20 protein-coding genes are annotated in these 18,123 nt (G+C 64.6%); 9 read left to right on the top strand and 11 right to left on the bottom strand.

Annotated elements, in window-relative coordinates:
* The first annotated feature begins 12 nt into the window (after positions 1-12).
* Genes AB7008_RS35470 through AB7008_RS35450 form a run of 5 tightly spaced genes read left to right on the top strand, consistent with a single transcriptional unit; the run spans position 13 to position 4,599 of the window.
* Positions 13-1,254 carry an ABC transporter substrate-binding protein gene (locus AB7008_RS35470; protein ID WP_304490787.1) on the top strand — a complete coding sequence of 414 codons (1,242 nt, stop codon included), beginning with the start codon at positions 13-15 and terminating at the stop codon, positions 1,252-1,254.
* 10 nt (positions 1,255-1,264) lie between these two features.
* Positions 1,265-2,140 (top strand): branched-chain amino acid ABC transporter permease, encoded by an 876-nt coding sequence (locus AB7008_RS35465; RefSeq protein WP_041959000.1) that lies wholly within the window; start codon positions 1,265-1,267, stop codon positions 2,138-2,140.
* Complete coding sequence (locus AB7008_RS35460) at positions 2,137-3,135, top strand: branched-chain amino acid ABC transporter permease (RefSeq protein WP_304490786.1); 999 nt, start codon at positions 2,137-2,139, stop codon at positions 3,133-3,135. Before AB7008_RS35465 ends, AB7008_RS35460 begins: the two co-directional genes overlap by 4 nt.
* Entirely contained in the window at positions 3,132-3,887 is a 756-nt protein-coding gene (locus AB7008_RS35455; RefSeq protein WP_063981944.1) for an ABC transporter ATP-binding protein, read from the top strand. The genes AB7008_RS35460 and AB7008_RS35455 overlap by 4 nt, the downstream gene beginning before the upstream one ends.
* On the top strand, positions 3,880-4,599 hold the full coding sequence (locus AB7008_RS35450) for an ABC transporter ATP-binding protein (protein WP_248879047.1): 720 nt from the start codon (positions 3,880-3,882) through the stop codon (positions 4,597-4,599). Before AB7008_RS35455 ends, AB7008_RS35450 begins: the two co-directional genes overlap by 8 nt.
* A 93-nt stretch (positions 4,600-4,692) precedes the next feature.
* Here the strand turns inward: AB7008_RS35450 and AB7008_RS35445 are convergent, their stop codons facing one another.
* The 3 genes from AB7008_RS35445 to AB7008_RS35435 all read right to left on the bottom strand — a co-directional run bounded on the left by AB7008_RS35445 (position 4,693) and on the right by AB7008_RS35435 (position 8,077).
* Positions 4,693-6,702, bottom strand: coding sequence for a putative bifunctional diguanylate cyclase/phosphodiesterase (locus tag AB7008_RS35445; protein WP_441260292.1), 2,010 nt, complete (start codon positions 6,700-6,702; stop codon positions 4,693-4,695).
* A 335-nt stretch (positions 6,703-7,037) separates the two neighbouring features.
* Complete coding sequence (gene blaBJP / locus AB7008_RS35440; protein ID WP_304490783.1) at positions 7,038-7,922, bottom strand: BJP family subclass B3 metallo-beta-lactamase; 885 nt, start codon at positions 7,920-7,922, stop codon at positions 7,038-7,040.
* On the bottom strand, positions 7,919-8,077 hold the full coding sequence (locus tag AB7008_RS35435) for a hypothetical protein (protein WP_160300692.1): 159 nt from the start codon (positions 8,075-8,077) through the stop codon (positions 7,919-7,921). Before AB7008_RS35435 ends, blaBJP begins: the two co-directional genes overlap by 4 nt.
* 106 nt (positions 8,078-8,183) lie before the next feature.
* On the opposite strand from AB7008_RS35435, the gene AB7008_RS35430 reads away from it, so the two are divergent.
* On the top strand, positions 8,184-9,500 hold the full coding sequence (locus AB7008_RS35430; RefSeq protein ID WP_304490782.1) for an alpha/beta hydrolase: 1,317 nt from the start codon (positions 8,184-8,186) through the stop codon (positions 9,498-9,500).
* A gap of 19 nt (positions 9,501-9,519) precedes the next feature.
* Here the strand turns inward: AB7008_RS35430 and AB7008_RS35425 are convergent, their stop codons facing one another.
* Together AB7008_RS35425 and AB7008_RS35420 are read right to left on the bottom strand one after the other, a co-directional pair.
* Positions 9,520-9,798, bottom strand: a complete 279-nt coding sequence (locus tag AB7008_RS35425) for a Plug domain-containing protein (RefSeq protein ID WP_304490781.1) — start codon at positions 9,796-9,798, stop codon at positions 9,520-9,522.
* Positions 9,799-9,861: 63 nt separating this feature from the next.
* Positions 9,862-11,232: a hypothetical protein gene (locus AB7008_RS35420; protein WP_304494240.1), complete on the bottom strand. Its 1,371-nt coding sequence runs from the start codon at positions 11,230-11,232 to the stop codon at positions 9,862-9,864.
* A gap of 125 nt (positions 11,233-11,357) precedes the next feature.
* Here AB7008_RS35420 and AB7008_RS35415 point away from each other — a divergent pair, with 125 nt between their 5' ends.
* Together AB7008_RS35415 and AB7008_RS35410 are read left to right on the top strand one after the other, a co-directional pair.
* On the top strand, positions 11,358-11,765 hold the full coding sequence (locus AB7008_RS35415; protein WP_441260291.1) for a hypothetical protein: 408 nt from the start codon (positions 11,358-11,360) through the stop codon (positions 11,763-11,765).
* A 176-nt stretch (positions 11,766-11,941) separates the two neighbouring features.
* Positions 11,942-12,751, top strand: a complete 810-nt coding sequence (locus AB7008_RS35410; protein ID WP_441260290.1) for an extracellular solute-binding protein — start codon at positions 11,942-11,944, stop codon at positions 12,749-12,751.
* On the opposite strand, the gene AB7008_RS35405 is transcribed toward AB7008_RS35410, so the two are convergent.
* From AB7008_RS35405 to pstS, 6 genes are all read right to left on the bottom strand, one after another.
* Positions 12,725-13,423 (bottom strand): ABC transporter permease, encoded by a 699-nt coding sequence (locus AB7008_RS35405; protein ID WP_041959018.1) that lies wholly within the window; start codon positions 13,421-13,423, stop codon positions 12,725-12,727. The two genes, AB7008_RS35410 and AB7008_RS35405, sit on opposite strands and share 27 nt — an antisense overlap.
* Positions 13,424-13,588: 165 nt before the next feature.
* Positions 13,589-14,293: an aquaporin gene (locus AB7008_RS35400; protein WP_441260289.1), complete on the bottom strand. Its 705-nt coding sequence runs from the start codon at positions 14,291-14,293 to the stop codon at positions 13,589-13,591.
* A complete protein-coding gene (gene arsC / locus AB7008_RS35395) occupies positions 14,293-14,703 on the bottom strand; it encodes an arsenate reductase (glutaredoxin) (protein ID WP_304490777.1) in 411 nt (136 codons plus the stop codon). Before arsC ends, AB7008_RS35400 begins: the two co-directional genes overlap by 1 nt.
* A 17-nt stretch (positions 14,704-14,720) precedes the next feature.
* A complete protein-coding gene (locus tag AB7008_RS35390; protein WP_441260288.1) occupies positions 14,721-15,200 on the bottom strand; it encodes an ArsI/CadI family heavy metal resistance metalloenzyme in 480 nt (159 codons plus the stop codon).
* Positions 15,201-15,211: 11 nt separating this feature from the next.
* Positions 15,212-15,556, bottom strand: a complete 345-nt coding sequence (locus AB7008_RS35385) for an ArsR/SmtB family transcription factor (RefSeq protein ID WP_304490776.1) — start codon at positions 15,554-15,556, stop codon at positions 15,212-15,214.
* A 91-nt stretch (positions 15,557-15,647) separates the two neighbouring features.
* The gene (pstS, locus tag AB7008_RS35380) at positions 15,648-16,595 is read right to left on the bottom strand and encodes a phosphate ABC transporter substrate-binding protein PstS (RefSeq protein ID WP_441260287.1); all 948 of its coding nucleotides are present in this window, start codon (positions 16,593-16,595) and stop codon (positions 15,648-15,650) included.
* Between the two features lie 447 nt (positions 16,596-17,042).
* Between pstS and AB7008_RS35375 the strand changes: the two genes are divergently transcribed.
* Positions 17,043-17,954, top strand: a complete 912-nt coding sequence (locus AB7008_RS35375; protein ID WP_441260286.1) for a 3-hydroxybutyryl-CoA dehydrogenase — start codon at positions 17,043-17,045, stop codon at positions 17,952-17,954.
* Positions 17,955-18,123 lie beyond the last annotated feature (169 nt).

The raw sequence follows: 18,123 nt of genomic DNA, 5'->3' as shown, positions 1-18,123 counted from the left end.
TTGGAGGAAATCATGCCCAAATCCGGTTCGACCTCGACAATATCCCGCCGCACTGCGCTCGCCGGCCTCTCCGCCGGCGCCGCGCTGCTCGCCATGCCGCGGCTCGGCCGCGCCGCGGACGAGACGATTCGCATTGGCTTCCCGACGCCGCTGACCGGACCGTTCGCCGCTGAGGCGCGCGATCAGGTCAAATGCGCCGAGCTCGCCGTCAAGCTCGTCAACGACAAGGGCGGCATCGGCGGCCGCAAGGTCGAGCTCCTGGTGCGTGACGACAAGCTCAATGCCGGTGAGGCCGCGACCCGGACGCTGGAGCTGATCGAGAAGGACAAGGTCCACGCCGTGGTCGGTGCGCTCTCCAGCGCCGTGCAGCTCGCCGTCAACGAGGTCACCCGCGCCCGCGGTGTGATCTACGTGTCGATCAGCCAGTCCGACACGATCAACGAGGCCAAGGACTTCAGTAAATATACCTTCCATGAGGCGCTGAACCCGCACATGACGACCGCTGCCGTGGCGCGGCAGACCCTGAAGAAGGGCATGAAGGTCGCTCATCTCGTCGCGGACTATGCCTACGGCCACGAGATGCTGCGCGGCTTCAAGCGTGCGCAGACGGCGATCGGCGCGGACAATGTCGGCGAGATCCTGCATCCGTTCGGAGCGGCCGACTATTCCACCTTCATGCCGCGCCTGATGTCGATGCGGGCGGACGTGCTCTGCATCTCCAATTTCGGCCGCGACCAGGCCAACGCGATCAAGCAGGCGGTGGATTTCGGCGTCAAGCAGCAGATGAAGATCGTAGTGCCCGTCATCCTGCACAACCAGCGCCTCGCGGTCGGCCCTGACGTGTTCGAGGGCGTGGTCGGCGGCGCCAATTATTATTGGGGGCTGGAGCCGCAGAGCAAATCGGCGGCCAGCTTCAACGCGGCATTCAAGGCTGCCAATGGCGGTGCTATCCCGACCGACTACGGCGCCTACGGCTATTCCGGCGTCGGTTCGCTGCTGGCGGCCATGCAGGCCGCCGGAGGCACCGACACCGACAAGGTCATCGATGCCCTCGAGAAGCTGCAATATGACCTGACCAAGGGCCCGCAGCACTACCGCAAATGCGACCATCAGTCGGTGCAGTCGGTGCTGGTGCTGGAGTCCAAGAAGAAGTCCGCGATGGCGAACGACAACGATCTGTTCGCCATTCTCGCCAACGATTCCGGCTCCGACGATATGCTGCGCAGCTGCAGCGAACTCGGCCACGCGACCTAAGCCATAGCAGATGGACCTGTCGCTGATCATCATGCAGCTTCTTTCCGGGATCGCCCTTGGGGCGGTCCTGGTGATCACTGCGCTTGGACTGACCATCGTGTTCGGCATGCTCGGGGTGGTCAATTTTGCTCACGGCGCGCTGTTCATGATCGGGGCCTATGCGGGGCTGTATCTGGCATCGCTCACCGGCAGTTTCTGGTGGGGATTGTTGCTCGCTCCCATCTTGATCGGCGCGTTCGGCATGCTGATCGAGTTCGTCCTGATCCGCAGGCTCTATGGACGCTCGATCGACGATCCGCTGCTGCTCACCTTCGGCCTCAGCTACATCCTGGTCGAGGGCGTGCGCATCGTGTTCGGTAGCGACGGCATTCCGTTTCCGACCCCGCCGCAGCTGATTGGCGTGCTCGATCTCGGCATCGGCTTCTTCCCGCGCTACCGCCTGTTCGTTATCGCGCTGGTGGCGGTGGTGCTGCTGGTGCTCTGGCTGACGCTGGAGAAGACCCGCATCGGCCTCATTGTGCGCGCGGGCGCCCGCGATCCCACCATCATGCAGGTGCTCGGCGTCGATATCGGCCGGGTCTGGCTCGCGATTTTTGGCCTTGGCGTCGGACTTGCCGCGCTGGGTGGTGTGCTCGCGGGTCCCATGCGCAGCGTCAATCCGGAGATGGGCTCGCTGGTACTGGCGGAGGCCTTCGTGGTGACCGTGATCGGCGGGCTCGGCTCGATCGTCGGCGCGGTCGTCGCCGGCCTCATGGTCGGCATCTCCATCAGCCTGGTGGCGCTGTTTGCGCCTGAAATGGCGACCATCGTCATGTTCGCGCTGATGGCGATTGTGCTGCTGATCCGCCCGCAAGGCCTGTTCGGCGTGAGAGGGAGGACCGCGTGACGTCACCATCGAGCGGCGAAGCGGTCGCCAAGCCCTCGTCCAGCGGGCTCGGCTGGATTCTCGAGCAGCGCGTCCTGCTCTCCATCGCGGTGCTTGCCGTGCTGCCATGGCTGCTGCCGTCCCAGGCGCTGGCCGTCAACGTCCTGATCTACGGCGTCGTGGTGATGGGCTACAATCTGCTGTTCGGCTACACCGGGCTGCTATCGTTCGGGCAGGCGGCGTTCTTCGGCGCGGGCGCCTACTTCACCGGCATTGCGATCGGCCGCTACGGTGTGCCCTGGTTCGCCGCGGTGCCGATCGCCGTCCTCCTGAGCACCGGCCTTGCCGCAGCAATCGGCATCGTCTCGACGCGCACCCGCGGCATCTATTTTTCCATGGTGACGCTGGCGCTGGCCCAGCTCGTCTACTACGTCGCGCTGCAGGCCTCGTCCTTTACGGGCGGCGAGAACGGCCTGCGCGGCTTCACCGTCGACCGTATCAGCCTGTTCGGCTTCCCCGTCAATTTCCTCGACCCCGTCAACAAATACTACGTGCTGATGGCCTTCGCGGCGCTCGCGATGTGGTTCCAGTCGCGGATCCTGAACTCGCCGTTCGGCGCCGTCATCGAGGCCATCCGCGAAAACGAGCAGCGGGCGCGGGCGTGCGGCTATGACGTCGAGCGCAGCAAGCTGATCGTGTTCATGCTGTCGGGTGCGATCTCCTCGCTTGGCGGCTGCATGCTGGCGCTGCACCTGTCGATCGTGCCGCTCGACCTTCTGCACTACCAGACATCGGGCATGATCGTGATGATGGTGCTGCTCGGCGGCGCGCGCAGCTTCTTCGGGCCCTTCGTCGGGGCTGCGAGCTTCCTGATCCTGGAGGATGTCATCTCGCTTTGGACGCCGCATTGGCAGATTTTCGTCGGCGCGATCTTCGTGCTGTTCGTGCTGTTCCTGCCCAAGGGGATCTGGGGAACGCTGCTCGACACGCTCGGCATCGGAAAGGCGCGGCCATGAGCGGTGAACTGCTTCGCGTCGAGGGAGTCGGAAAGCGTTTCGGCGGCTTCGTCGCGCTCGAAGACATTACCGTGTCCTTTGCGGCGGGACAGCTCACCTCGATCATCGGGCCGAACGGTGCCGGCAAGAGCACCTTCTTCAACATCCTCTCGGGCGCGCTGCCCCCGACGTCGGGCACGCTGCACTTCAGGGGACGCGAGCTGAACGGCCTGCCGCAACACCGCTTCGTGCATCAGGGCATCTCGCGCTCCTACCAGATCACGAACATCTTTCCGGACTTGTCCGTGCACGAGAATGTGCGCGTGGCGGCGCAGGCGCTGACCGTGAGCTACGACATCTGGCGCAACCGTGCCCGGCTGACGGAGCTGAACGCGCGCGCGGACGCGGCGCTTGAGGCGGTCGGACTGCTCGGCAAGCGCGCTGAATTGGCCAAATTCCTCTCGCACGGCCAGCAGCGTGCGCTGGAGATCGCGATCGCGCTGGTCTCCGAGCCCGAACTGCTCCTGCTCGACGAGCCCACCGCCGGCATGGGGCCGGAAGAGACCAAGGACATGGTGGCGCTGCTCGAACGGCTCGCGGAGAAGCGCACGGTGCTGCTGGTCGAGCACAAGATGAAGATGGTGCTCGGCCTGTCCAAGCGTGTCGTGGTGCTGCATCACGGCCGTCTGCTGGCGGACGGCGCGCCCGACGAGATCAGGAGCAACCCGGAAGTCCGACGGGTTTACCTCGGACAGAGTGAAGGCTATGGCTGAGACCGCGCTGCTCGAAATCGATGATCTCCACGCCTGGTATGGCGCAAGCCATATCCTGCACGGCATTTCCCTGCACGTGAAGGAAGGCGAGGTGGTCGCTCTCGTGGGCCGCAACGGCGCCGGCAAGACCACCACGCTGCGGGCGATGATGGGTCTGATGCCGAAAGCGACCGGCCGCGTGCGCTTTGCGGACAAGGAACTGCTGCCGCTCCGCGCTCATCAGCGATTCCATCTCGGTTTGGCCTATGTGCCGGAGGACCGCCGCATCGTTCCCGGGCTCTCCGTGCGCGAGAACTTGCGCCTCGGCCTGGTCGCGGCCGGAAGCGAGATCGAGGAGCGCGCCGCGATCGACGAGATCGCCGAAACCTTTCCGCGCCTGAAGGAACGCCTCGATCAGGAGGGCGTCACGCTTTCGGGCGGCGAGCAACAGATGCTCGCGATCGCCCGCGCGCTGATCGCAAAGCCCAAGATGATCCTGCTCGACGAGCCCTCGGAAGGCATCATGCCCGTCCTGGTCGAGGAGATGGGCGTGCTGTTCCGCCGCCTGCGCGACGAGGGCAAGACACTGCTGCTGGTCGAGCAGAACGTCGAATGGGCCCTGCGGCTGGCCGACCGCGCGGTGATCATCGACCAGGGCGAGGTCGTGCATCAAAGCAGCGCTGCGGCACTGCTGGCGGACAAGGACATCCAGGAGCGCTACTGCGCGGTGTGACGGCTGCGGAGGGCGTTTCGACGTATGTGAAGCGGACGATTGACAGGCAGCAGTTTAATTTAACAGCGCTACGCGTGCGGAGAGATCTGGCCTTCAGGCCACGACCTTGGCGCCGGCGTCGCCGAGACGCTGGCGTTCCTTTGCGAGATAGTCGCCGATCGCATCGCCCGACATCGGCTTTGCAAAGTAGTAGCCCTGGATGAAGTCGCATCCCAGGCGGCGCAGGCTGTCGAGCTGGGCGCGGGTTTCGACGCCCTCGGCGACGCAGGCGATCTCCATGTCGTCGCACAGGCCGGCGAGAGACTTGATGATCTTGTGACTCACCGGATTTTCGTTGATGTCGGCGACGAAGCTGCGGTCGATCTTGATCTTGTCGAGCGGCAGCCGATGCACGTGGCTCAGCGAGGAATAGCCAGTGCCGAAATCGTCCAGTGAAATGCCGCAGCCCATGGCCTTCAGCGTCGCGATCGACTGTTGCGCGCGCACGAAGTCGAAGGTGACGGCAGTCTCGGTGATCTCGAAGTCGATCCGGTGCGGCGGCAACCCGCTCTTCTCAATGATCGAGATCAGCGGCAAAATGCCCTCGGCTGCGCAGACATCGTGAGCGGAGAGGTTGAATGACAGGCGGATGTGGTCGGGCCAGGTCCTTGCCGTCGCGAGCGCGCGGACCAGCAGCGCCTGCGTCAGCGGCCGGATCAAGCCGATGCGCTCCGCGGCCGGAATGAAGTCGGCCGGCGAGACCAGGCCGAGGCGGGAGTTGTGCCAGCGCGCGAGGACTTCGAAGCCGGCGGTGTGCTCGCTCATGGCGTCCACGATCGGCTGGAACACCAGGTCCATCTCGGTGCCGAAATCGGCGGTGCGGAGCAAGTTCTCGATGACGCCTCGGCTGCGGATCTCGGCCTCGAGCTCGCTCGAGAAGATCACGGTGCGGCCGCGCAGATGGCGCTTGGCGTGATAGAGCGAGTAGTCGGCGCATTCATAGAGCGCTTCGGCGCTGGTCGCCGAGCTCGGGAACAGTGCGAATCCGATCGAGCAGGACAGGCCGGTATGGGCGGTGTCGAGCTGGTAGGGCAGCTTGACCTGTTCGCCGATGCGTTGGCCGAGCCGCATCAGATCGTCATCTTCAGGATCGCCGCACACCACGAGGCCGAACTCGTCGCCCCCGAGCCGGGCAAATTCCACCCGCTGCGGGCCGAAGCCCTCGCAGACTTCGCGGATGCGGCGCCCGGCTTCGATCAGGACGCGATCGCCGACCGAGTGGCCGTAATTGTCGTTGATCGGCTTGAAGCCGTCGAGGTCGATGATCCCCACCGCGACGCGAACGCGCCTGCGCTCGGCGTCGGTGAAGGCGCTCGACAGCTCGGCGAAGAAGCGGCGGCGGTTCGGCAGCTCGGTGAGGGAATCGAGATTGGCGAGGCGGAAGTTCTCGTCCGAGAGCGCTTGTGTCGCCGACTGCTGCGCCAGCAGCGATTTGCGGCTGGAGACGAGATCGGCGAAGTCGCGATAGTAGATGAAGAGCACCGTCACCATCGCGCCGGAGACGAGAAGGTTGTTGACCGCGATTGCCTTCAGCGTCGGTTCGCCGGTGGCCCAGAAGAACAGCACATAGGGAACGTCGACGACGAGCGTCACGATCAACGCCGCGGAACGCAGATGCATCAGCGAAAAGATGCAGCCGATCACGGTCACCGCCATGTAGAAGGCGACCTGGCCCTTGGCGAAGGCATCGCCGTAGGGGTACAGCGCAAAGGACCATGCGGTGAAGCCGGCGCCGATCGGCAATGTCATCCAGTTGGTGGCGCGCAGATTGCGCAGGATATCGGCATCGCTCCGCACGAGGTGCCGTTGGCGCAGCCACCAGAAGGTGCGCAGCGCCGCGAGCACGGTGAGCACGCTCGGCACGATCATCGTCAGCCAGTCCGGCGCCACGTTGACATAGGTATAGGCGACGGCGATCGTGTTGCTCATCAGGATGAAATAGAGCAACGGGATCTGCTTGGAGAAGGCGTCGAACTGCGCGCGCGTCAGGTCCGGGTTGTCGGCCGGCACGCGAAACAGCCGCATCGCGGCGGCGAGCTGAGACTTCAAATTGACGACAGGCATTGCAATACGCGCCCCGGATCCCTTCAAAACGGCGGCGATCTTGCACGACGGGGGTAAAGGTCGCGTTAGGTGGGGCTGCGCGAAAAGCCAGCGCAGGTTGCGCGCAGCCACGGGATGTTCCAGCCGCGTGCATGGGTGAGACCGCATTAAGGATATCCGCGGCCGAGGCGCGTGTCTCAGGCACGCCTCGCCCGCGGCCACCCGCAGCTACGATCTGCTAACCATGGGAGATCTTGGCTTTTCACGTCGGCGACGGCGCATGGCTGCGCGGTTAGCCGACGCGCGCGCTTCACCTCTCCCCGCGGGAGGAGAGGTGAAGAGAGGGCAAGCGGCCGTTATTTCTTCTCCAATGCCGCGGTCTGCTTGGCGAGTTGCTTGTCGAAATCCTCCGACAGGCTGGTTGCGTAGGTTGCGAGCTCGCCCGGCTTCACGAACGGGTTCGGTGCGCCGTCCTGCATCTCCGCACGCTTGGCCTGCATGCCATAGACTTCCGGATGCGGTCCGAGCAGCACGTCGATCTTCATTGCCTTGGCCTTGGCGAAGGTCGCGCGGTAATCATCAACGATGCCGGCATAGGTCGGCTGGCCGACCAGTCGGTTCAGCGCCACCGTGCCGCTGCAGAAGAACAGCACCTCGCGGTCCTGGCCACCGTCCTTGACGGTCATCTCCCAGCTCGTGCAGCCCGGCGAGTGGCCGGGCGTTGCATGCGCCGTCAGCGTGGTGTCGCCGAGCGTGACCTTGTCGCCTTCCTTCACCGTGCGGTCGACCTTCACCGCGGGGAAGGTGAGGTCCTCGTTCTTCTCGTCGCCTGGATAGTAGCCGCCTTCGAGCAGCGGCTTGTCGCGCTCACCGGCAACGAGCTGTGCGCCGGTCTCCTTCTTGATCTCCGCGAAGCCGCCGGTGTGGTCGAGATGCGCATGCGTGTTGAGGATGATCTTGATGTCGGCGACCTTGAGGCCGAGCTTCGCGATGTTGTCCTCGATCATGCCGGTCGACTGGGGCATCGCGGTGTCCATCAGGATCAGGCCCTGCGATGTCTTGATGACATAGACGGCAATGCCGTCGGTTCCGACATAATAGATGTTGCCGATGAGCTGGAACGGATCGAATGGCGCCGTCCATTTCTGCATGACCGCTGCCAGAAAATCCTTGATGGTCTGCGCCTGTGCGCCGGTTGCGAGGAACGCCAGCGCACACAGCGCGGCCGCGAGCTTCTTCATAGGTTGCCTCCCGAAGTGTTCTTGTTCGTTTTGACCGTGCGCGCCTGTTGCGCGGCACGGCCGGCGCGCAAGCTACGTCGTGCGAGCTGCGGCAGCAACGGCCTCGAGAATTCATGGGCATGCACGGAATAGCGGTCGCCGTTCGGTTTGAGCATGGCGGCTATCGCCGGAATGCGGCCGCTTGCTGTTTGACCGCACGCAGGCGGCCCGCCATACTTTGCGTCAAGGCGAGCCAAAGACTTGTCGGCACCGGGAGCTGAAATGACCAATTCATTCGCCGTCCTCGCGGGGACGCTGATTTCCCTCGTCTCCTTCACTTCAATTGCGCTGTCGCAGCCGGCCTGCGTCACCCAGAACATGGCCGTGCCGCCAGGGGCCAACACCACCGACAAGGCGGCACCGTTCTTCATCGACACGACGGGCCTCGATTTCAAGACGGCGCCGCCGACGCGTGATCCCTCGAACCCCAACTATCCGCGCGCGACCGAGCTGCCCGACGGAACGCTGCCGCCGCCGGGCGCCGAGGGCAATTTCATCATCGGGCCCACCCACAATCCAGCGCCGGAGACGATTGCGAAGGAGGGCGTACCACGCGGCACGACAAAATCCTTCACGCTGACGTCGAAGGAGAGCACGATCTACAATCCCGGCCTGATCCGCGACGACGTCGCCGGCTGTACCAATTCCTCGATCATGACGACCGTCACCGCGCCGGATGACAAGTCGCACATGATCGTCACCACCAGCCATCCTGGAATCTGGTCGCGCACGATCGACGTCTACGTGCCGGCGCAATATGTGCGCGGCACCGAGGCGCCGTTCATCGTGGTCGGCGACGGCGGCTCCAACGCCTACAAGGACCTCGCCACGACGCTCGATAATCTGATTGCGCAGCGTCGCGTGCCGCCGATGATCGCGATCCAGATCGGCAATGGCGGCCAGGATGCGCAGGGCAGCCAGCGCGGCCGCGAATATGACGCGGTGTCAGGCGCGTATGCGCAATTCGTCGAACGCGAGGTGCTGCCGCTGGTCGAAAAGAACGCCGACGTCAAGCTGACCGGAAATCCGGACGGGCGCGCGACCATGGGGCTGAGCTCGAGCGGGGCTGCGGCCTTCACCATGGCGTGGTTCTATCCTGATCTCTATCACCGCGTGCTGGCCTTCTCGCCGACGATGGTCAACCAGCAATGGCCGCACGATCCGTCGCTGCGTGGCGGCGCCTGGGAGTATCACAGCGCTTGGACGGGGCCGGCCGGTCCCAACCTCATATCAAAGGCCGGCGTGCTCACGCCGGCCGAGCCGCCCGGCGTCCCGCTGATCGTCGCCGCACCGACGAAGCCGATCCGCTTCTGGTTCTTCGGCGGCGACCAGGACCTGTTCTATCCGAACCCCACCATTCCCGACGGCATGCACGACTGGACCCTGTCGAACGCGCTGATGGCGAAGGTGCTGGCGGAGAAGGGCTACCACTACCAGTTCCTGTTCGTGCGCAACGCCAAGCACGTCGACCGGCCGACGATCGCACAAACGCTGCCGTCGGCGCTGGAGTGGGTCTGGAAGGGCTATCCGGTCCCCTGAAGGCGAAGCCGCGCGAAGTCTAGCGCCCGATCCCGATCGTCACGCCGGCGGTCGAGCGCATGGCGTCCCGGAGGGTCGTCGCGTTCATGTCGTCGAGGATCTGACGCGTCAGCACGGTGGTCTGGCCCGGCGTGTTGAGGATCGTCTGGCCGCGCGAGGTCGAGAGCCGGTCGGCCTTGTAGGGCGCGGCCGGATCGGTGGCGGGCACATGGTGCGAGCGTTTGCCGGACGCCGCAAAGGCCCCTTGCGAGATGCAGAGGGCGGCGATCGCGACCAGGCGCAATGATCTTGCTGGCATGCGGCCTCCCATGTCCAGGGCGTCAGCCTAGCATATGGCGGGCATGGTCGCAGAGGACAAGGGTCAGGCGAGAGCGGCCTGGCGCTCCCGTACCGGTTCGCGGGTGCGGTCGGCGTTACGCGGCTCGGCGAGCCGGGTAAAGCTGCGCTGACCCGCCGACGGGGGCGCCTCGACGACGACGCCCTCGCAGACGATCTGCCCGCCCAGCATCCTGAATTCGAGCTTGTCGTAACGTGGCATGGTCTCGCCGGGCGCGGGCGGTAGCAGCTCGACGCGGCCCTGGATGTTCAGCGTGGCATCGCCGGCGCCGTGAAGCCGCGGATTCCACATCCTGATCCCGGTCTCCGTCCAGCGCTGACGGATCAACGTGGCGCGGTCGACGGGTTCCACGACCTTTGCGCGCGTCTTCGGCGCGCTGGGGATCACCGGCGCGGGAGACTCGAGGGCCGGCTCCGTCGCGACATGCGTGACGACGCTTGCTGTGTCGGCAGAGAAATCCTCCGCGGCGATCGGTGCGACCGGGGCGGGATCGTTAACCGGGACCGGCTCGATCTCCATTGCGACGACAGGGAAGGCAGCGCTGTCGATGCCGCTCTCAGAGACCTCCTCCGCCGAGACGTCGCTGTCTTCAAGCGCGACGCACGGGCCCTCCACGACAGCCGGCTCAGCATCAGCGACGTCAGAGGAGGTGTCATCGTTGACGGTGAGAACGGGGGCATCAACCGGAGCGATCTCGATGTCGATAGACGAGACCAGCGTCTCCTCTGCGACGACGAGCTCCACCTCGGTCGGGTGCTCGGGAGATGGATCGCTGCAGATGACTGGCTCGGAAACGTCGGCCTGCCGGCTCTCGGCCTCGACAGGCGATAGCCGGACCTCTTCAACGATGACGGGTTCAGCGTTCACCGGGAGTTTCGCGGGCAGGTCGCTGCCGACGAGCTTGGGTGCAACGACCGGCTCGCTCTCGATCTCGACAACGGGGACCGGTGTCTCTTCTACGACGACAGGTGCGACGCTGGTCTCAGGCTCCGCGGGCGGATCGCTGCTGTCGAGCTCAGGAGCATCAACGGCCGCGCTCTCCACCTCGACTGACGAGACCGAAACCTCTTCGACGACGACCGACTCGACCTCTGTCGGCGCTTCCAAGGATGAATTATCGGCGACGCTGATATCAGTTGGCGCTGCGGACGGGCTCTCCGGGATGACAGAGATAGCGGCGCCCTCTTCGGCGACCGGAGCCGCAACGGCGATCTCGCTGTCACTGCGCTGCGGGCTCGTGCTGATGCTGTCGGGAGCCGGAACAGCTTCTGCGATGTCGGCAACGGTTGCGGGCGAATCGCTTGCCGCGATCGGCGCGACATCGATGCTGCCGCCGTGAGGCAAGGGCCTGAGCCGGGTGAACGCCCATTTCACCGCGGGAATGCGGCGCAGCAACGATATCAGTCTCGAAAGCACAGGGAGTTGTCCAAGAGATACTCGGCGTGAGGCAATCGCTGATTCGCCAGCAATGCAAAAAACTGCCCCGGCCGTCACATCGATGTCAATGTAGGTGGGACCAATTGCAGAACATCCGTGCGCCCACCGCGCGGGAAAGGGCAACGCGACTGCCGTGTCGGATGCGACAATGCACCACCGCCGGGTTGCGGGCGGTCGCGCCTAGGATGGGCGGGACAGCAACGCAAAGCACGCGCATGTCCGATCCTCCCGACGACAGGATCGTTCCGATCCGCTCGTTGCAAGGCGCCCGGCTCGACGAGCGCTTTGACGCAACGCTTGCGGACCTCGAGGCGCGCCGCGATGAACTCGTGCAAATCATCTCGCGTCTCACCGACGGCTTGAGCGTGATCGATCAGGCCGCCGCTGGCGGATCAGCCCAGTCGGCGCGCGATCTGCTCGATCTGCTGGCCACGGCCAAAGCCCAGCTGAACGAGGTGACGGCCATCATCGAAAGGCTGCGGTCGTCCTGAAGCTCCGACGACAAGCTTTGGGTTGCCTGGCAAGAGCAGTGGATGAAGGAGCCGGACCCGCAGGGCCGCAACGTCATGCGGTACTGCCCCGGCCGCTGATCCTGCGCCGAACGTCGGACTTCCCTGCGTCATCCTTCCCGCATAAGTTCAAATGTCTGGGGAGTGAGGACAACGCAATGAGAAAGCTTGCCGCCATCGCAGCGGCTCTGGTCTGGTCGACATGCACATTCGCGCAGGATCGCACCATCACCGTGGCCTCGACGACGTCGACGGAACAGTCGGGCCTGTTTGGTTACCTGCTGCCGTTATTCTCGAAGGCGGAGGGCATCGAGGTGAAGGTCGTTGCCGTCGGCACCGGCCAAGCCCTCGATATCGGGCGGCGCGGCGATGCCGACGTGGTGTTCGTCCATGACAGGCCGGCGGAGGACAAGTTCATGTCCGAGGGGCAGGGCGTGAAGCGCTTCGACGTGATGTACAATGACTTCATCATTGTCGGTCCGAAGAGCGATCCAGCAAGGATCGCCGGCGGCAAGGACGTCGCGGATGCGCTGCGCAAGATCGCGGCGGCGAAGGCGCCATTCATCTCGCGCGGCGACAAGTCCGGCACGCATGCGGCGGAGCTGAGATTGTGGAAGGAGGCGGGCGTCGATATCGGCGTCGGCAAGGACAGCTGGTATCGCGAGATCGGGCAGGGCATGGGCCCTGCGCTGAACATGGCCTCGTCGTCGAACGCCTATCTTCTGTCGGACCGCGGCACCTGGCTTTCGTTCAAGAACCGGGGCGAGCTTGCCGTCCTGACCGAGGGCGACAAGCGGCTGTTCAACCAGTATGGCGTCATGCTGGTGAAGCCGGCCAAGCATGCGAACGTGAAGGCGAAGGACGGACAGGCCTTCATCGACTGGCTGGTTTCGCCGAAGGGGCAGGATGCGATCGCCGGCTACAAGGTCGGCGGCGAGCAGCTATTTTTCCCCAACGCGTCCCACTAGCAGGAAGGCGACGGTCGACACGGCCACGCTGAGCGCGAGCAGGATCAGCCCGAGCCCGAGTGCCAGCGGCAGGTCGCCCTTGCTCGTCTCCAGTGCGATCGCCGTCGTCATCGTGCGCGTGAAGCCGCGGATGTTGCCACCGACGATGATGATGGCGCCGACCTCGGCGATCGCGCGTCCGAAAGCCGCGAGAAAGGCCGTCAGCAGCGATGTTCGGCCGAGCGCGAACAGCAGGCCGATGCTACGCAGCGTCGATAGTCCGTCGATCCGCGCGAGGTCGCCATACTCGGCCCAAAGCAGGCTCGCCGGGCGGTGCACCAACGCGACCACGATCGGGGTCGCGAGCAGGGTCTGCGCGATCACCATCGCGGTCGGCGTGAATAACAGTCCGGCCGCTCCAAGCGGGCCGGACCGCGACAGCAGAAGATAGAGCGCAAGCCCGACCACGACCGGCGGAAGGCCGAGCAGCGCATTGGTCAGCACGATGACGACCTGCCGTCCGCGAAATCGGGTGATCGCGAGCAGCGCCCCGAACGGCGCGCCGATCAGCAGCGCAACGATGCCGGCGGTCAGGCTGACACGCACCGACAGCGCGACGATGCCGAGCAGTTCGGCATCGGCCTCGCCGATCAGCGTGAGCGCGGCGCCGATGGATTGCGCGAAATCGTTCATCCGGCGGGACGCTGCGGCGTCGGGCAGAATGCCTCCGGTTCGTCGATGTCGTGGCCGCGCAATCGCTTCACGAACTGGTCCCTGCGAGTCTTGTTCAACGACAGAATACCGGGCAGGAGCGATTTGAAAACGCGATTCATCCCAAAAATGAACGTGGGTGCGGCGTTATGCAGGCTTCCGGGACGTGATCTGGGCCGTGCTTCGCTCTTCGGTGGCTCCGCCCCAAAGCCAGCGCCCGAGCAGAACGGCAAGACCGGCCCCGATGAATTGAGCGGCGATGAAAGCCGGGATGTCGTGCGGGGCGATACCCGCGAAGGTATCGGACAGCGAGCGGGCGATGGTGACCGCGGGGTTTGCGAATGACGTGGACGACGTGAACCAGTACGCCGAGGTGATATAGAGGCCGACGGCATAGGGAACGGCGGTGGGTGTCCGACAGCCGACGCCAAGGATCGTCGCCAGCAGGCCAAACGTGGCCACCGCCTCGGCAAGCCATTGTCCGGCACCGGTGCGTTCTGTGAGCGAGAGCTGCAGGACCGGGAGCTCGAACATCATGTGCGCGATCCCGACGCCTGCGATCGCACCGGCGATCTGAGCGACGAGGTAGGCGGCAGCGTCGGTCCATCCGGTTTCGCCGCGCAAGGTGAATGCCAGCGTCACGACCGGATTCAAATGCGCTCCCGATATCGGAGCGAACATCAGGATCAGCACCACGAGGATCGCCCCCGTGGCGATGGTGTTGCACAGCAGCGCCATCGCGACGTTTCCGCCGGAGAGCTTCTGGGCCATGATCCCCGAGCCGACGACGGTGGCAAGCAGGAACGCCGTCCCAAGCCACTCTGCGAAGGCGCGCCGTGCAAGGCCCGGCATCAGGCGCCGCGGTCCAGCCGCACGCGCTCGCCGTCCTCTTTGACGAATTCGCCTTGCTGTGCCGGCAGCAGATCGAGCACGCGTTCGGAGGGCCGGCAAAGCCTGACGCCTTCCGGCGTCACCACGATCGGCCGGTTGATCAGGATCGGATGTGCCAGCATCGCGTCGAGCAGTTGCTCGTCGGTCAGCGCCGGGTTGTCGAGCCCGAGCTCCGCATAGGGCGCGGCCTTTTCGCGAACCGCCTCGCGCACCGAGATACCCATGCGCGCGATGAGCTGCCGCAGCAGCGCCCGCGATGGCGGTGTCTTCAGATATTCGATGACGTGCGGCTCGATGCCGGCATTCCGGATCATCGCCAGCGTGTTGCGCGACGTGCCGCACTCGGGATTGTGGTAGATGATCGCGTCCATGACGGTAGTCCTCGTGCTCAGCTGCAGGCCCGCGAGGCGGTTGGCGTCACCTGCGGCGCACAGCAGGCCGACTGGGTCTCCTGCTTCTCGTGAGCGACTCGCGCCCGGTTCTCGCCGCTGCCGTCGCCGTAATCGGTGCTCTCGCCCGAAGTGTAAAAGGTCTCCCAGGCGATGCCGGCGGGATCGTCGATCCAGGATTTCTCCGACTTGGCATAGCAGCAGGTGGTCTGCCCCTGCTCGATGACGTTGCCGCCGGCCTGGCGCAGCCGCGCATAAACCTCTTGCAGTTCCTCGCCGGTCTCGACCTGGATGCCGAGATGGTCGAGGCCGGCCGCGCGGCCACGCGTCGAGATCGCGAAATTCATGCGGGGGTCGTCGAGCATCCACTTGGCATAGTCGGATTTCACGACCGATGGCTGGCTGGCGAACAAGGCCGAGTAGAACCCGATCGCGTGGGGAATATCCTCGACGGACACGTGAACGTGCAGGCGCTTCATGGTCTGTCCTCTCAGGCTGGTACTTTGCCGCGCTTTCGCGCGGGTTTCGCAGGATTGGCCGGAGCGCAGGATGTCCCGCCGCAGCAATTCTCGGTCAGGAAACCGACGAGCGCGTTCATGGTCTCGAACCGCGCCGCATAGATCATCGAGCGGCCCTCGCGCCGGACCGTTGCAAGTCCCGCCATCCTCAGCCGGTCGAAGTGAAAGGTCAGCGTGTTGGGGGCGATATCAAGCGTCTCGGCGATCGTGCCGGCGGACATGCCGTCCGGGCCGGCCTGCACCAGCAGGCGGAAGACGTCGAGGCGGTTGTCCTGTGCAAGCGCGGCGAGCGCCGCGACGGCGTCTGTCTTTTCCATATTTCAACGATTATGGAAATAATAAGCGGATGTCAATCGAGATCGAGGCTGTTCGCTCCCGATCTCGGGATGATGGTCGGACCTCCGCGCCTCAGCGCTTGGCGTTGGCCGATGCCGAGACCGCGGGCGCTACCTCAAGGCTCTGTTGCCAGTAGCGCTCGATCTGGTCGACCAGGGCGGCCGGCAGCGGCACGTAATTGAGCGTCTCGGCCTGCGTCTTTCCGTTCTCCAGCGACCAGCGCATGAAGTCGATGGCCGCTACCGATCGTTCCTCGGATTTCGGCGCCTTCGGCATCAGCACGAAGGTCGTGGCCGTGATGGGGTAGGCGTCTTCGCCGGGCGCATTGGTCAGCACGAGATGGAAATCCTTCTCCGCCTTCCAGTCCGCGCTCGAGGCCGCCGCCTGGAACGATGCGGCGTCGGGGACGACGAAATTGCCGGCGCTGTTCTGCACGACGCCAAACGAGATTCTATCCAGCCGTTGCAGCGCGTAAGTGTATTCGAGATAGCCGATCGAGCCGGCAACGAGGCTGACGAGCGAGGCGACGCCGTCATTGCCCTTGCCGCCGAGACCAAGCGGCCATTCGACCGTGGTGCCTTCGCCCACGCTCGTCTTCCACTGCGGGCTGACCTTGGAGAGGTAGTTAGACCAGTTGAACGTCGTCCCGGATCCGTCGGTGCGATGAACCACCGTGATCGCAGTGCTCGGCAGCCTGATATCGGGGTTGATCGCGCGAATGGCCGGATCGTTCCATGATCTCAGCTTGCCGAGATAGATGTCGGCGAGCATCTGGCCGGTGAAGCGGATCTGGCCGGGCTTGACCCCATCGATATTGACGACCGGCACGACGCCCCCGATCACGATCGGGAATTGCATCAGGCCGAGCCTGTTTAGCTCCCTGGGATCAAGCGGCATGTCGCTTGCGCCGAAGTCGACGGCCTCTTTCTTGATCAGGCCGACGCCGATGCTCGAGCCGACCGCTTGATAGCTGACGGTGTTGCCGGTCTTCGTCTTGTATGCGTCGATCCATTTCGCCATTACGGGCGAAACGAAGGTTGAGCCGGCTCTTTGGTCTCGGCTGCCAGGCCTTGCGTGGCGACGAGCAGAGCGGTGAGGATGATGGGAAGTGCAGTATGTTTTGTCATGTGCGCGACGCTAACAGGTGGGGCACGAGGCTGATGTGGGTTATGTCACAATAGCGTCGCGAAGCATTCGCACTGGCCATTGCGCATCAACTACACCATACCGTTAGCGAGCACCGCATCGTCCGATTGATGTAGATCAAGATGGTCCGAACCGGCCGGGCTCAGCCGTCCCTCGCTGCAAAGCGCCGGGGGTCGAGCACGTGCGAATTCGGGAAAACCGCCTGCTAGACTGCCAAATCATGCCCTTTCGCGACCGAAAGGCGGCTTTATTCCCGCCTTGGATGCTTTAAGGAGGGGACAGGATCAGGTCGCACCCGCCCGGCGGCGGTGCTAGACCCTGATGCAGGAACAATGGGGCCGGGCCGTCTGGCACGCCCGCAAGGATGAAGGATACGAGGCAATGATCAACACGGTTGGCATCATCGGGGCAGGGACCATGGGGAACGGCATCGCGCAGATCTGTGCCGCGGCCGGGCTCTCGGTCGTGATGGTCGACATCTCCGATGCGGCGGTGAACCGCGGGCTGTCGACCGTCGGCGGCAGCCTCGAGCGTCTGGTCAAGAAGGAGAAGATGTCCGCGGCCGATCGCGACGCGACTCTCAAGCGCATCACCGGCACCACCGACCGCGCGAAGCTCGCCGATTGCGACCTCGTCATCGAGGCCGCGACCGAGAACGAGGAGCTCAAGGTCAAGATCCTGAAGGACCTCTGCGCCACGCTGTCGCCGCGCACGCTGCTCGCGACCAACACCTCCTCGATCTCGATCACGAAGCTTGCCGCCGCAACCGATCGCCCCGATCGTTTCATCGGCATGCACTTCTTCAACCCGGTGCCGGTGATGGCGCTGCTGGAACTCATCCGCGGCCTGCAGACCTCCGACGACACCCACGCCAAGGCGCTGGATTTCGCCAAGCGGGTCGGCAAGGTGGCGATCACGGCCAAGAACAGCCCCGGCTTCGCGGTCAACCGCATCCTGTGCCCGATGATCAACGAGGCGATCTTTGCGCTCCAGGAAGGGATCGCGACCGCCGAGGAGATCGATGCCGGCATGAAGCTCGGCTGCAACCATCCGATCGGGCCGCTGGCGCTCGCCGATCTCGTCGGGCTCGACACCATGCTTTCGGTGATGGAGGTCTTCTATAAGGGCTTCAACGACCCCAAATACCGTCCGGCCCCCTTGCTCAAGGAAATGGTCGACGCCGGCCATCTCGGCCGCAAGACCGGGCAGGGCTTCTACACTTACGGTGCCTGATCCCGTATTGCGCTGCGACAAAGACGGTCGCGGCGCTTCGGCCCATCATGGATGGCGCCCTTCCTTCTCCCCTTGGGGAGAAGGTGGCGCGAAGCGCCGGATGAGGGGTTGGTTCCGCAAACTCAAATGATTGATGAGTGCGTGGAGAGAACCCCTCACCCGTCTCGCC

This window comes from Bradyrhizobium sp. 521_C7_N1_3 (genome assembly GCF_052075975.1).
Lineage (GTDB): Bacteria > Pseudomonadota > Alphaproteobacteria > Rhizobiales > Xanthobacteraceae > Bradyrhizobium > Bradyrhizobium japonicum.
This window is presented reverse-complemented; position numbering and strand designations above follow the sequence as displayed.